This window comes from Embleya sp. L77, from assembly GCF_055557415.1.
The window spans coordinates 3542452-3556554 of sequence record NZ_CM145709.1; the positions used below are offsets into that span (position 1 = coordinate 3542452).

The following is a 14103-nucleotide window of genomic DNA, read 5'->3' on the forward strand; positions in this document are numbered from 1 at the left end:
CGCCTGCGGGCTTGGCCTACGCGACCGATTGTCGCTCGCGCCCGTCCCGCCGGCCCGTCCCGGCCGCGTGCCCACGGCTCCCCGCATGCCCATGGCTCCCCGGCAGCCCACGCCTACCCGCGTGCCCGCAGCCACCCGCCCCCGGCCGGCCCGGCGGTGAGGTGGCGGGTGAGCATGGCCCCGGGCGCCCGACCGGCCTACAGGGGCATGACGCCGTGGATACGGGAGAGCGTGAAGACGCGTTCGGCTTTGCGTAGGTGGCACCAGGCTTCCAGATAGGGCGGGTCGAATTTCAGGCTGCTGAGGGTGCGTACGGTGCGATTGCCCGTGGTGGCGACGTACTCGACCGTGATGGCGATGTCCGAGTCGATGGCATGGGCGAGCCGGCGGACATCGCTGTACGACAGGCGCTTCGCGTATGCGGCGACGATCTCCTCGGTGTCGGTTCCGAAGGGGACTCCGGTGCCGACAGGGTCGGGTTCCGGCGCGGTGGGTGGTGCGGTCAGCAGTTGCACGGCCAGGGCATCCGGGTCGGCGGCGGCGAGGTCCTTCGAGGCGTGGATGGCCTTGCGACGGGTGCCGCGCCCGTCTCCGGTCCGTCGAGGAGCCGGAACAGGAGCGGCCGCCCGCCGGGGCCGCACCTTCTCGATCCGTACGGTTCCCCCGGCCGTCTCGGCGACGGGGGCGTAGCCCTCGGCGCGGAGCGCTGCGAGGGTCGCGTCGACCGAGCTGCGGCTTACCAGGACAGTCGGCGCGAGCTGCCGCAGGCCGAGCTTGCGGTGGGCGACGAGTTCGGTGAGGAGCGCAGGATCCTCACCATGGAGGACGCAGGCGGCCGGGCCGACGCGCACGCGGCCGTGGCCCCGCGCGGTGTCGGCGATGAGATAGGACAGCGGCTGGGGCAGGGGCCCGGCGGCGATGGCGGCCAGGTCGGCTGCGATGTCGCCCGGAGCGCGGCCGGCGTCCAGCGCCCGTCGGATGCTGCCGGGGCTGAACCGCCACACCGAGGCCGTGTCACTGGTCTCCCGGTCCGCGGTGGCATCCAGGACCGTGGCGACCCGCGCGGACGCCATGCCCGCGACAACGGCGGTGAGGTCGGCGCCGATCCGGGCCTCTTCGGCGGCCGGGGGCAGCAGCCGCCGGCAGGCGGCAGCCAGTCCCGGGGCGTCGTCGGCGAGCAGATGGGCGCCGAGAGCCGACAGGGCGCCCCGGGCGATCACGCCGAGTAGTTCGGCCTCACGGATTACCGCGGCGAACGGGGTGGCGTCCGTGGGCAGGGTGTCGGCGAGCGGGCGGTGCCAGGCCACCGTCCGTCCGAGATCCGAGCCGACCTTCACGCCCCGACCGGCCGGGAGCTGCGCCGCTGCGGTAAGCAGCCCGTGGCGCGCCTGGCGGCAGCCGTTACAGGGTGGTGCCCCCGCGAGGGCGGGGAGCGCCTTGTTGTCCTCGTCGCGCGCCTGCGTGGGGGTGAGCGGGAGGTTGCGCCAGGCCTGGAGCAGCGTGGCAAGCCGTTCCGCGGGCTCCTGTTCCACCCATACGTCGTATGCCTCGGTCGGGGCCACGCAGTTGCCGTCCCGAGCCGGCAGCCCGGCCGCGTACGCGCTCTCCAGGGTGATCCGGACCACGGCATCGTCGGCCTGAGCGACCTTGCCGATCCTGGTCGACTCACGTGCGCCGATCCCACCGGACTTGAGCCTGGCCGGCGGAGCCGAAGAACAGGCCAACAGGACCGAGGCGGCCTGGGCCACGAATGCCGTGGCCGCCGCCGCGGCCTCCCGCTCCACCTCGCCGAGGGTGATGGACACCAGCCGAGCCGAGGGCGGCAGCGGGTCGAAGGGCGCGTGCCAGTCGGGCCCGCGCAACGCCAGCGCGACTTCGACGGGCATGCGTGCTGGGCCGTACCGGTGCCGAACCTGAACCAGGAGTCCCCGATCGAGTGCCCATGACGCTCCCGAGGCTCCCGATGCTCCCGATGCGAGAACGGGGCCGGGAGCCCCGAACGTGCCGACCGGCGGCCGTCTCGGCACGGACGCCGCTGCGGACGACGCTACGGACACCGCTCGCTGGGCCAGCAGCTTCCGGGTGGTGGCGGGTGCTCGTGCCACCACGTCGGCGATGGCTTCCGGGTCGCCGTGGTGTTCCACCAAGGCGGCCAGTCGCTGCTGTCTGGTGCCGGGTGGCTTGATGCCCAATGCCACCAGCATGCGGCGCAACTCGTCCGACGTCGCGCCGGTAAGCAGCTCCTCCAGGGGAGCGTCCAGCCCCAGCGGCGCGTCCCACGCCCCTCGCAGGGGCGCGGCCGCGCAGAGTCGTCCATTACCGTCCGGCCAGACCAGCGCATGATCGGCGAGCGTCTCCAGAACGGCGTCCAACTCGCGGGCGACCTCGCCGTCCGTTGCCCCCAGCAGTCTCGCCAGAGCAGCGGGCGGCGCCGACCCTCCCAGCGCCGCCAACGCCTCGGCCACCTGCAGACACGGCAGCGTAAGCCGTGGCAGGTCGAGGGCCACCGACCCCGGATGCTGGAGGACGATCGGCCAGTTCGCCCACCGTGCGCGGCTCCGGAGCCGACGCCGCATCACTTCGCATCGCCAGCACCCGCGCCAGGCGCGAAGCATCGAGACGACTGAGCCAAACCGTCAGCGTTGATCGGGACTTCACGGGATACACCTCATCGGACCGAACCGCAGCAGCGCCGGAGCCGCTTCGACACAGGCTCCCAGCATGGCCCATGCGCCTTCGCCGCCGGTGCCGAACGCAGTCGGATTCCCTCGTGGGGCGTCGGACACCTCGCGAGCGGCATCGCTCGCCGTGGCGCCGAGATGCTCCTATACCCATCAACGTGGTCGGGTGGTGGCGACCTCCGCGACTACGACGCCATCGCAGGGCGCGAAGGTCCGTGGAAGACCTGTGTGGTGTGCCAGGACCGGTGGGCCGCGGCTATCGAGGGCGTCCCCGGCTGGGGGCCGAGCAGCGGGCGCCCGGTGAGGGAGATGACCTGGTCGTGCGCGGCCGCGCTGTGCCCGACGAATCGCTGCGCGACCATGACTCGGTGTTCGTCGCTCACCCCGAGGACGCCTTTGTCGAAGAGCTTGTGGTGGAGCGAGCACAGGCACAGCGCATTGTCCACCTCGTCGGGTCCGCCGAGCGCCCACCAGTACACGTGCGCGGCCTCCAGCCCTACGGGAATCGCGCCGATCCGACCGTCGTAACCGCAGAACGCGCACCGGTATTCGTAGGCGGTCAGGACCAGTTCGCGCAGCGCCTGGCTTCGCGGCCGGCGTCCCGGAATCAGCGGCTGGGTCTCGGCGTACTCGAGTTCCAGGCCGGTGGCCTCGCACAACTCCTGGTGAAGCGAGGGCGGGAAGTGCAGGTCGAGCAACGTGCGCGCCATCCGGCTGAGCAGTGAGGGGTCGCGGCGCAACGCAGCTCGCAAGTCCGGAGTCAGCCGCCCGGCGGCTCCGGAATCCCGCAGCTCCCGCACGCCGCTCCCGGGGCTCCCTGCCCCGCGACGCGTGCGCACCTCCCATACCCCGTCGCTGACCAGGTGGTGGAACGGATACGCGGGGGTGGTCCGGTTGCCGGGTCCGTATTCTGCGAGCAGTTGCTTGAGGTCCGCTTCGATCGCGCTGTAGACGAGCTCCTGATCGGCGTCCTGCTGGTAGCGGCCGAGGGCGTAGAGGAGCAGAAGCGGCTTGTGAGGAGCCCGGACACCGTTGTTCGTCCACTGCCTCAGGTTCGCGGCTCGCGCCGGCCAGTCCATGCGCAGGATCATAAGGGCCGTCCCGCGGCGCGCTCCGCTCCGGCCGCATGCGGGACGTCCCGCTTCATGAAAGCGCAAGGCCAGGTCTCTGCCCATCAACCCTGCGCGCGCAATCCCTCCGCCTCCAACACTTCGCCGAGTAGGTCCAGAGCCTGTCCCCAGGCGTGCGGCGCCGGTGTGGCGTAGCCCAGGACGAGTGCGGCCGGGGCCGACGCGTCCGGAGGATGGCGGTAGCCGGAGGCGTGCAGGCCGTGCAACCGCAGCCCCACGTACTCGCCGGCGGCGATCAGTCGACGTTCGTGCTCGGCGGAGGGCAGAGGCAACAACGCGTGCAGGCCGGCCGCCGCGCCCACGAGCCCCAGCCCGCTGAACGTGCCGACGCAATCGGCGAGTTCGGCGCGCCGCCGCCTGTACGCCGTACGCACACGGCGCACGTGCCGGTCGTAGTCCCCTTGCGCGACCATGTCGGCGAGCGTCAATTGCTCGATCACGGACACGCCGCCGCCGCTCTCGCGCATCGCCGCGGACACCGGCGCGCGCAGCGTCGGCGGCACGACGAGCCAGCCCAGACGCAGCCCCGGAGCGAGGGATTTGCTGACGCTGCCGGCGAACACGACCCGTTCGGGATCGAGCGCCTGGAGTGCCCCCACCGGCCTGCCGTCGTAGCGGAACTCGCCGTCGTAGTCGTCCTCGATCAGGAAGCCGTCGCAGCGTCCGGCCCAGGCGACGAACTCGGCGCGGCGCGCGGGCGACAGCACGACACCACTGGGGTGTTGGTGCGCCGGTGTAAGCAATGCGGCCCCCGTCTGCGGGGTGAGGTCGGCCGGATCGGCGCCGAACTCGTCCACGCGCAGCGGTACACAGGTCAGGCCCGCTGCCGTGAGCAGTTCGCGATGCCGCGCGAGCCCCGGGTCTTCGGTCGCGGCATGTCTTACCCCCAGGCCGTGCAGTGCGCGTGCCAGCAGGGCGAGTCCGTGGGTGAAGCCCGCAGTGATCACGACCGCTTCCGGGGTGACCCGCGCACCCCTGGCCCGTGCGGCGTACGCAGCCAGGCTCGCGCGCAGGGTCGCCGTCCCCTCGAAGTCGCCGTAGTCGAGGACTCCCGCCTCGACCCGGCTCAGGACTCGGCGGACACTCGTCGTCCACGCCGTACGGGGAAACGACGTGAAGTCGGGGCGACCGGGCCGCAGATCGGCCCGCCAACGCCGTTCGGCCGGCGCGGATTCCGCGGGGTGACCGGCGTCGGAGGGTTCGGGCGCGCTCACGTGCGCAACACGCGTGCCGGAGCCCGGCGATCCGGTCAACCAACCCTCGGCGACGAGTTGGGTGTACGCGCCGACAACCGTGCCGCGGGCCAGTCCCAGGTCCGAGGCCAGCGTGCGCGAGCCCGGCAGGCGTGTCCCCGCGGCCAGCCGACCGGACCGCACGGCCTCGCGCAACGCGTCCTCCACGGCGCGACCGGCTCCGACGCCACGTGGCACGAGGTCGATGTGCAGATCGACTCCGGCGACGGGCACGGCGTGGACGCTCCGGCTCGGCGAGGCTGTCAACGGGGTGCGGAGGAAGCGTCGAAGGCCGGGTGGCGCGGTGAAAGGAAGACCGTGGTGCCCGATGCATCGGTGCCGAGTCGGTGCCATCCGGCGCGTTCGTAGAAGTGCACGGCCAGATCGACGTGCGCGGAAGTCAACAACCAGCACCTCCCGGACGGGGCGTCGTCGGTGACCGCCGCCAGCAGCGCTCGGCCCACTCCCGAGCCTCGGACGCCCGGGCGCACCGCGAGTTCGTCCACTTCCCGCGCGCCACACAACCACGCCTGGGTACCACTGGTCCCCACAATCGTCTCGACCTGCGTATAGGCGCGAGTGGTCGGGAACACTGCGGGCGTCGTCCAGGCGACGGCGAATCCCACCACCCCGCTGTGATCCTCGGCGATGGCGACGGTGAACCCGTCGCGTTCCTTGTCGGCATCGAGTCGGCGCACATAGCGGTCGGCCGCAGCCTCGTCCTCGTTCCAGGGTTCGGCGGAGAACACCGCCTGGTAGACGTCGCGCACATCCGTCAGGTGCGCGGGCAGGTCGGCGACGAGAATTCGCCGGACCTTGATGTCCGACGGATGGTCGCGTTCCCGTTCCCGTTCCCGTTCGCGTTCGTTCATGTCTGCCGCACCCTCCACATTCCTCATTTCTCATTCCTGATTCCTGATTCCATGGACGGCTGCCTTGGGCGGGCGTGTCGCCTGACGGGCCGGCGCCGGCCTACATGGCGTCGAACCCGGATCGCCAAGAGAGGTGGGCCGGGGTCCAGTTCAAGTGCTTGCGGGCGAAGTGGTTGTCCGCGCCTCGGGCCCAGCGGGCATGTGGGGCGTGGACGGCTCCGGCAGCCGACGCACCCACCGCTCGGGCGAACGCCGGCACCCACTCGTCGGCAGTCGCCGGCTCGTCGTCGACCACATTGACCACGCCACACGGCCAGCCCAACGCGGCCACCGCCGCCGCGGCGGCGTCGTCGACGTGCACGAAACTCGACACGTCCCGGCCGACAGGCAGCCGAAGCGCCCGCGCGTCGGCTGCCTTGATCCCGTCGGCCGCGAACCAGGTACCCGGGCCGTAGAGCAGGCCGTAGCGCAACACCACCCACTCGGGAAGTTCGCTTGCCGCCCGCTCCAGCGCGATGACGCCATCGACCGTGCCGCGTCGAGGTTCGGTCGTCGTGTCGTCCAGCGGCGTCGCCTCATCGGCAGGATCCTCTCCCGCCTCGTACACCCACGCGATGCTCTGCGCCACGATGCGTCGAACTCCCGCAGCGTGGGCGGCATCGACGAGATTGCGAGTACCGACGTCGCGCATCCTCGCATTGGCTGCCAGATCGGCCGTGGACAGGTCGGTGAGTTGATGCATCACGACATCGGGCCCGGCCTCGCTCACCACGCGCATGAGCGCCTCACGGTCGTAGGCGTCCGCGACCGCGACCGCAACGCCCTGCGCTCGCAGACCTGCCGCAGCCTCCGCCCGGCGCGTCAGCGCGGTGACACGGTGCCCCGCGGCGACGAGCGCGGGTACGACCCGCCGACCGAGAACGCCGGTCGAGCCGGCAACGAAAACATGCATGGGCGGCACTTCGACCTTCGGTCGGGGTCGGGGTCGGGGTCGGCTGAGTGTCGGTGTCGGTGTCGGAGCAGGGCCGGTGCCGGTGCCTGCGTCGGCGTCGGCGTCGAGGCAGTGGGCGGGCGTGATACTCACAAAGCTGCTCGCGGTGCTCGCAGTGCTCGCGGTGTTTGTGCCGCTCGCCGATCCCGCCGTTCGAGCAACTCGCCCTCCTCTACGAGCGTAAGCATGGGCTCGCCGGGGACGCCGACCATGACCACCACGAACCGACTCCACTCATCCGCGAGGTTGTTGCCCGCCTGATAGTGGATGACATCGCCACCCGGCTCCCAGAATGCCTCCCCGGCCCGAATGATCCGCTCGGGCTCGCCTTCGAGTTCGAACACCATCTCGCCCGCGAGCATGTAGCCGAAGACCGGCCCCGAGTGCCTGTGTGGCGGCGTACCCGCGTCGCCGGGCGGCAACTCGACCGTCATCGTCATCACTTCCGCGGCCGTCGGCAGAAGTGGCGGAGCCTGGTGAAGGAGGGTGGTCAATACGGCCCCACCACGCTTTTCGATCATGCCCGAAACGGTAAGCACGAGCCGGCCCAAGCAAGTGGTCCACTCGAACCCGGGTCGGGTGGACCGGTTGCCCGACGCGACGCACACGAAAACGCCCGCGGATCCGCGCCCCACCGGCCCCACCATGCGCCCGGCGGCAACAACGACGTTGCCCCCGGCCGCTGGGCGACCGGGGGCAACGTTTTGCCTGTTCAGGCTGGCGGAGGACACGAGATTCGAACTCGTGAGGGGGTGAACCCAACACGCTTTCCAAGGGGTCGTCTGCCCGTTCGGCTGGCGCCATCGATGTCCTGACCTGCAGCTAGGTAGTCGGCTGCCGGATTTCTGAACGTCGCCGTACGCTTATGAATGCAACCAGAACTGCAACCAAGATGGCTCGCGTATCGGTTGCATTTGCGCTGGTCAGGGATCGGATTGACCTGGAAGCTGGCACAGGCCATGCGCGACCGAAGCACCGATCGCGAAGTGCCTTACCTCGGCGCTGACAAGCCCTGGCTTGGAGTTCGCTCTGCGCAACGGACATCGGTACGTCACGATCGTCATCGCTGCCGAGGGGCGGCTGGCGTACTCGTCGGCCGGGACGACCGTGAGGGAGGCGTGGCGCAAGCATGGCCAGGGTGACCCAGCGCGACCACGAGGTGAAGCGGCGGCTCTGGTACTCCTCTGGAAGATCCTCAGCGTCCGCTACTGCGAACCGCTGACGGTCTTCCCCAAGGTCCTGGAGACTGTCACACAGCTCGATCTGCTGGACTTGGAGCCCGGCCTGATCGGCATCGTTCCGAATATCCCTTCGGACCGCCGGACCGGGAACAGAGAGGGACACGTGGATCGACGCGAGAAGAAGCGGCTCCGCGACTACATCGGCGAGCATCTGGACGTCTCCAGCACGCGCCTGACGGACGACGAGGCGACGTTCCTGCGACTTCCTCGACGAGTACGAGGAGATCTACAAGGGCCGCACGGACACCCGCACCACGAGCCATGACAGCTGGAGCTCCGATGGGAGATACACACGACGCGAGACGTTCACCTACACGTTCATCGACGACGTCGGCATCCGCGAGCGCTGCGAGTACCAGGACGACGACGGTCAGAACGGAACGTCTACGAAAGTGATCAAGGACGTCCGAGGGATCCTGAACTGGTTCGAAGACCACCCCAGTTGGCGACCCGGGTTCTGTCAGTAGCTACCGAAGCAACGCGTAGTGAAACCTGGATGATGCTTGGTCGACCCTCAAGCACCTGCCGCAAGCAGGCCTGCTCAACTTGCGACGCGGGGCGGAACGGTTTGGCGAACTTGCGCGAACGATGACGGATAAGGGGATGCCCGAGCACCGCAGTGGCGTCGCTCGGCCATGGACTGAGACCAAGACGACGGCGGGCCCGACTGCAGTTTGCGGTCGGGGCCGCCGTGTCGAACCCAAAAGCAACCGTGCAACTCGCTGGCCCACCGCGTTTCCGTGCGGCGAGACTTGGGGAGGCTGCGCTCCATGGTCAGCAGCGGCAGCCGACACCGGTTGCCCTGACCGCGGGCATCCAGCGCGGGGGCGGGGGTTGCAGTGGGTGCGGATTCGGACGGTGGGCGGATTGCTGCCCGGGGATTCCAGTACCAGTATCTGCGGACCTTGGAGGCCTTGCTTGCTTCGATGACCGATCAGTCGGCGGTGGCTTCGTGTCGGATCGAGGGACCAGTAGCCGCCACTTCGCTCCACGAGGTAGACGCAGTCGATTTCGACTTGGCGGACGCCGCAGGCCGCTCGTTGGTGGCTGCGCAGGTCAAGAGCTCCGGCCAAGGGCGGGCACTTAGCGCGCCGCGGGCTCTGGAAGTGCTCGTCCAGTTGGTGTCCGGCCTGGCCTCGCAGCGGTACGAACTGATCACCAACGCCCGGCCCGATGTGCGATGCGCACGCCTGGCCGACATGTTGGCGACGCTGAATGGCGATCCGGTAGGGCTGCGCCAGGCGTTGGAGGACTTCTTCAGTGCGGCGCCGGCGTCGCTGCGACGTTTCGCAACGCTGACCCCGGAGCGGTGGCAACGGCTGGCGACGGCGCGGATCGTGTTCGACACACGGGACGAGGACGGCCTGCGCGTTGATCTCCACAATCGGTTGTGCGCGCTGCGGCACGGCAGCGAACGGGGGATGTCCGTCCGCTCTGCTGGCCTGGTCTTGGGCTTCCTGGTGGCTGAGGTACTTCGGCGGGCCGCGAACCCGCCATCGAGTGGGTGGGACCTGGAGGACTTCCGGGCGTGCGTGCGGGTTGACGACGACGTCCTGGTGACGGCGCTGGGCCGACAGGACTTCGGCGTCGTGGCTGGCCCGCTGCCGCCGGTCCCGGACATTAGCCGTTCGCATCTGATGGAACAGGTCGCTGCGTTGCTCCACCCGGCTGCTCCTGCTACAGGCGTCGCCGTCTGTGTCCTCAGCGGTTTGTCCGGGATCGGAAAGTCGAGCGTGGCAGCGGGATATGTGGCGGCGCAGGCGTACCGCTACGACATGGTGTTCTGGATGGACGCCTCCACTCCGCAGACTCTGGCGGGTGCGTTTGCACGGCTGCTCGCGCATTTGGGCGCTCCCAACGATGCGGCGCAGGACCCGGTCTTGGTCCGGGAGCGAGTGCATGTTCTGCTGCAGCGGACGCCGGGGCCCTGGCTGCTGGTCTTCGATGACGCCTCTCCCGGGATGCTGCAGGAGTGGCTGCCTCCGCTAGGGCGGGGCCAGGTGCTTGTGACTTCTATCTCCCGCCGGTGGCGCGGCGCCCTGGGCTTGGTGGAGGTGGACGCTCTGGACCCGCCTCAGGCCCTTGGCCTGCTTCGGCTCCGCCTAGGTCTGCGCGACGACCAGGACACCGATCACGAAGAGGCCTTGACCGGCTTGGTGGAGGCATTGGGGCGGTGGCCGCTGGCAATCGAACTTGCCGCGGGCTACCTCGTGGACAGCCGGCTCAGCCCCGAACGGGTCGGCGAATACCAGTCGCGGTTGCTCTCCGTCGCGCTGGACGACGAGACGGTCCTGCCGCCCGGCTACCCGAGGACACTGGTTGCCGCCGTGACCCTGAGCTTGGAACGACTGTACGAAAGTGCCCGTCGCAGCCCGGAGATCTTGGTCGGGTGCCAGGGCCTGCTGCTGTCGTTCTGCTGCTTCGCGGCCCAGCGCATTCCGGTACACCTTGCATTCGTGAGTACGATCGTGCCAGACACGGAGCTGCCCAACACCCGTGCACAGTTGATGCTCGATGAGGCGGCCTCACCGCTGCGCGACATCCTGCGTGAACTATTCGCGCTGTCCTTCGTGCGCCCCGACACCCTGTTGCCCTCCAACGAGCTGCGCGATGCGGTGCCCGGTGGCGACGAGACCGTGTCGATGAATACGGTGCTCCAGTTCGTGCTGAACCGTCTGCTGAGCCAGTGCCCCAACAGAATCCAGATTCTGCAATGGGCCTGCGCCCACACCAACGCGTGGCTGGCCCAGGCAGTTGACGACGGTCAGAGCGACCGGGCATGGGATCTGGCCCAGCACGCCGCCGCCCTCGCTGATCAGGTGCAGAACAGCGATATCGCGACACTCCACACGGCACTCCTGCTGGGTAATCTCGCCGCGTTCCAGAGCGATCACGGCCGTTATGATCTGGCCCGCCAGCTCTTGGAGTGTGAGCTGGAGTGGTTCGCCCGCGGCCGTGTCCACGCGGATCGAGTCGCTGCGCAGGCACGGCTCCAACTCGCTTCACTGGTTGACCTAACCGCCCCTGCGGATGGCGACGAACAGACTGTTCTCCTACTCGTCCCTGTCCTGGATCACCTCGCTGCTCTGCATGCGGCGGACCGCCGCAACTACGCCGATGTGATCACGCAGGCTCTGATTCTCCTGCAGCGTGCATCCCGCCGTACTTCCCGCAGCATCGTCATCGATCAGCTCCTGGCAAGGTTTCAGGAACTGGCCGATCCCCTGCCGGACACACCGAAGATCCGTGCCATGCAGCAACTCGTCTCTCTCGGCGCCCTCATGGAGGAAGGGCGAGCAAGCGATGCGGAGCAGGCCGCCATCAGAGCGTTGGACCTGATCGGCTCGCCCTGGACCAGCCAGGCCGCAGAGGCCCGTCGGCTGCTGATCGAAGCGTTGGCCCTTCAACACAAATGGGAGCAGGCCGACGCCGAGTACACCCGATTCCGGCGCTACCTCGGTTCACGGACTCTGCACCGCCTCATGGTGAACTACCTCGTTCACAACCTCGGTCAGTGCACCGCGATGATGTGGGTCCTCACCGGTAACGACGCAGCCCTCGCCCTACTCGACCGATTGGTCGAGGACACCGGCTCCTATCACGACCATCTCGCCGAGAACGATTATGACCGCACCCGCTTCCAACTTCTGCGCGCCGTACACGCCGCGGCACACGAGGTCGTCAAGCTCGACGAGCCCACCATCCCGGGAGCGGCGCGCCCCGCTGAGTTCGTGACCCTGTTGTCGCAGATCGCTACCCTGCCGTTCGCGGATGCGCCGCTGCGCGCACACGCCTGGGAGGTAATTTTCGGGGGACTGCATACCCGATTGACTGTCCGCTTCGGCGAAGCAATGCATGGCCGGATCCACTCCCATGAGAGTGCAGCGCTTGCCGAGCTGCCACCCTCGATGGCGGCGCAACTCGATGTGGCGCTTCGTGAGACGCCCACGCTGGGGTACCTCGGCCTGTCGACCGATCCGGCCTTTGCCGCCCTCGGGTTCCGCAGCAACATCGACCTGCTGGACCCTAACATCCCGGGGTTGTCCGGCCCGCTCCCTCTGGTGCTGCTGGAACCAGAAACTCGGCACCTGGTTCGTGCTGCCGACGGCACCATGGTCGACGCGCAACTTCATTGGTTTTGCGCGCACGGACTACGCCGTCTGTGGGGGTTCCAGGCGGTTCCCTCGAGCGCAGACCTGACTCTGCGCCCCGGCGGGACCACCTTGCTCCTGCTCGACAGCAAGGAGGGCGTAGTGACCCGCATATACGCCAAGCCCAATCTTGCCTGGCAGAAGGCCGTCCAGCGGCGCGGCAGGGCTCTGGTCATTGCCTGCTATGCGTTCGCTCTCGGCGAGCCCCTCCGGAGCCAGACCATCCTGTCCTCGCCCGTCAGCACAGCCAGGTGTTTCCAGGAAGCGCTCGCCGAAGGAACCCTGGCCGCGTCCATAGCCAGCTGGAGAGACCCGCGCCCGCCCTCCGCACGCAAGCGGCCACGCACCGGCAGGAAGCGGCGCAGCCGATAGCGTGCAGACCGGGTCCGCATCCGCGCCGGTACAGCAGGCCGTCGAGGTGGTCGATCTGGTGGTGGATCAGGCGGGCGGGGCCCCGTTCGTAGGTGGCGATCATCGCCCGGCCGTCCAGGTTGGTGCCCCCCACGGTGATCCGCAGCGGGCGGGGACCAGGCCGCGGACGTCAAAGATGAACAGGCTGCCTTCGAACTGCTCGTCCGTCTCGTCGGCGCGCTCGGTGATGCGTGGGTTCAGCAGCACGATCGGTGGTGTGGCAGGGTCGGCGGACTGAACGATGGCGGCGGCCCGCTGGTTCCGATCTGCGGTGCCGCGATGGCCATGCCCTTGGCGAAGGGGTGGACTTGGCCGATGCGCTCCATCGCGGTGAACAGCATTTTGACCTGCGGTTCGTGAGTCGTTGGTTGACCCGAGCAAACGTTGCGAAGCCACGGTCGTGCCGACCGGGGCCGGGGCGAATTTGTACGGGCTGAAGTGCCCAGCGAGCACCGTTGAAGACCATGGACTACACGCAGGCCCAACGACCGACGTCGGCTCGAGCATTCCGCCAGTGAGGGCGCCGACGCGCTCCATGCACGCGCGCACACCGGATACTCCTCGCACGCTCTTTTGGCTCGAATCCTGGCCTGATTTCCTGACCGGGAAGGCACTCGGGTTCGACCATGAGGTGGTGTATGGAGCACGTAACCCAGCGGACAGCATGGCGAGGGACGGACGGTATCGGTCAGCGACGGCCCGACCGGTTCCTGGGCAGCCTGTCGGCGCCGGTTCGGGAGGAATTGTTGAGCATCGGTTCCCCAGAGCAGTATCCGCCCGGGGAGAAGATCCTCGTCGAAGGGGCGTTGGGCGATTACCTGGTGCTCCTGAAGACCGGCTGCGTGAAGGTCACCGGAAGGCTCGGCAACGGGCACGAAGCCCTGGTCGCCATTCGGATCGGCGGAGACGTGGTCGGGGAGATGGCCGTGATCGACGACGTGCCCAGGTCGGCCACAGTAACGGCGTGCGACGACGTCGATGCTCACGTTGTCCAAGGCCGAGCGATGCGGAGCTTCCTGGACAAGTGTCCCGAGGCCGCTATTCAGATCGTGCGCCTCAGCAACCGCCGCCTGCGCGCAGCGAATTCCCGGCGCATCGCGTTCGGTGAGTTCCCGGCTCGAGTGCGGTTGGCCCGGGCGCTCACCGAGCTGGCGGAAAACTACGGCCGGGCCGTCCGCTCGCACACCCTGATCTGCGTCGACCTCACGCACACCGAACTCGCCGGGTTCATCGGATCGCAGCTGAGGACGGTGCAGAAGGCGCTGGCGGGCTTTCGCGCCGAGGGGATCATCACGACCGGCAGCCGCCGGATGGAGGTGATCAAGCCGGACCGCCTCCGGATGATCGGACGCCTGCCGACGATCGGTGGCTGACACCGCCTAGGAACCCGCATT

General features: G+C 68.9%; 10 protein-coding genes. 3 read left to right on the forward strand and 7 right to left on the reverse strand.

What is annotated here, in order from left to right; genetic code table 11:
- Positions 1-197: 197 nt before the first annotated feature.
- The 6 genes from ACZOOI_RS15140 to ACZOOI_RS15165 form a co-directional block, all read right to left on the reverse strand.
- Positions 198-2465, reverse strand: a complete 2268-nt coding sequence (locus ACZOOI_RS15140) for a helicase-associated domain-containing protein (protein WP_465276370.1) — start codon at positions 2463-2465, stop codon at positions 198-200.
- Positions 2466-2866: 401 nt separating this feature from the next.
- A complete protein-coding gene (locus ACZOOI_RS15145; RefSeq protein WP_465276371.1) occupies positions 2867-3760 on the reverse strand; it encodes a phosphorothioated DNA-binding restriction endonuclease in 894 nt (297 codons plus the stop codon).
- Between the two features lie 95 nt (positions 3761-3855).
- Positions 3856-5277, reverse strand: a complete 1422-nt coding sequence (gene pdxR / locus ACZOOI_RS15150; protein WP_465276372.1) for a MocR-like pyridoxine biosynthesis transcription factor PdxR — start codon at positions 5275-5277, stop codon at positions 3856-3858.
- 29 nt (positions 5278-5306) lie between these two features.
- Positions 5307-5915: a GNAT family N-acetyltransferase gene (locus tag ACZOOI_RS15155; RefSeq protein ID WP_465276373.1), complete on the reverse strand. Its 609-nt coding sequence runs from the start codon at positions 5913-5915 to the stop codon at positions 5307-5309.
- Positions 5916-6015: 100 nt separating this feature from the next.
- The gene (locus ACZOOI_RS15160; RefSeq protein ID WP_465276374.1) at positions 6016-6867 is read right to left on the reverse strand and encodes an NAD-dependent epimerase/dehydratase family protein; all 852 of its coding nucleotides are present in this window, start codon (positions 6865-6867) and stop codon (positions 6016-6018) included.
- Between the two features lie 128 nt (positions 6868-6995).
- Positions 6996-7427, reverse strand: a complete 432-nt coding sequence (locus tag ACZOOI_RS15165) for a cupin domain-containing protein (protein ID WP_465276375.1) — start codon at positions 7425-7427, stop codon at positions 6996-6998.
- A gap of 496 nt (positions 7428-7923) precedes the next feature.
- On the opposite strand from ACZOOI_RS15165, the gene ACZOOI_RS15170 reads away from it, so the two are divergent.
- Complete coding sequence (locus tag ACZOOI_RS15170; RefSeq protein ID WP_465276376.1) at positions 7924-8412, forward strand: hypothetical protein; 489 nt, start codon at positions 7924-7926, stop codon at positions 8410-8412.
- A gap of 661 nt (positions 8413-9073) precedes the next feature.
- Positions 9074-12670 carry a hypothetical protein gene (locus ACZOOI_RS15175; protein WP_465276377.1) on the forward strand — a complete coding sequence of 1199 codons (3597 nt, stop codon included), beginning with the start codon at positions 9074-9076 and terminating at the stop codon, positions 12668-12670.
- Between the two features lie 99 nt (positions 12671-12769).
- Here the strand turns inward: ACZOOI_RS15175 and ACZOOI_RS15180 are convergent, their stop codons facing one another.
- A complete protein-coding gene (locus ACZOOI_RS15180) occupies positions 12770-12916 on the reverse strand; it encodes a hypothetical protein (RefSeq protein ID WP_465281338.1) in 147 nt (48 codons plus the stop codon).
- Between the two features lie 431 nt (positions 12917-13347).
- Between ACZOOI_RS15180 and ACZOOI_RS15185 the strand changes: the two genes are divergently transcribed.
- Positions 13348-14082, forward strand: a complete 735-nt coding sequence (locus ACZOOI_RS15185) for a Crp/Fnr family transcriptional regulator (RefSeq protein ID WP_465276378.1) — start codon at positions 13348-13350, stop codon at positions 14080-14082.
- The last annotated feature ends 21 nt before the right edge of the window (positions 14083-14103 follow it).